This window comes from Bulleidia sp. HCP3S3_C9 (assembly GCF_052064035.1).
GTDB lineage: Bacteria > Bacillota_I > Bacilli_A > Erysipelotrichales > Erysipelotrichaceae > Bulleidia.
The window spans coordinates 1-346 of record NZ_JBQHWJ010000162.1 but is presented as its reverse complement, the minus strand read 5'-3'; the positions used below and the strand labels follow the sequence as shown (position 1 = coordinate 346).

Annotated in this window: 1 protein-coding gene; it reads right to left on the bottom strand. The window is 39.3% G+C overall.

Annotated features, from left to right (window positions below; genetic code table 11):
- Positions 1-57: 57 nt before the first annotated feature.
- Entirely contained in the window at positions 58-243 is a 186-nt protein-coding gene (locus ACTND6_RS11250) for a hypothetical protein (protein WP_441023733.1), read from the bottom strand.
- Positions 244-346 lie beyond the last annotated feature (103 nt).

The following is a 346-nucleotide window of genomic DNA, read 5'->3' as shown; positions in this document are numbered from 1 at the left end:
CATCTGAAAGATGAATAAGCATGATGAAAACAGCTTCAATTAAATTGACAATATCGATTATTTCTGGAATCTAGGTGAATCTTCTCTATACATGTCATTCAGGCAGAAAGGGCAGAGCATGTGATCTTCATCATCATGCGGCGGAAGGTCTGAAATGAGCTTGAGTTCTTCCTCTGATATGTACTCTAGATAGCCGCATTTTTCGCATTTCATCAATACACGTTTGCCTGTAGTGTCTGTCATTTGTGATTCCCTCCAATGGATTGTATGTATCTATGTAATTCATTATACAGCCGCAGCTGCATAAAAGCACATCACGATTGTAGGTATCTCTGATGGCAGTTCT

What these genes read in the sequence shown, in the direction of transcription:
- ACTND6_RS11250 (WP_441023733.1), bottom strand. Translation starts at nt 243, where the DNA reads ATGACAGACACTACAGGCAAACGTGTATTGATGAAATGCGAAAAATGC.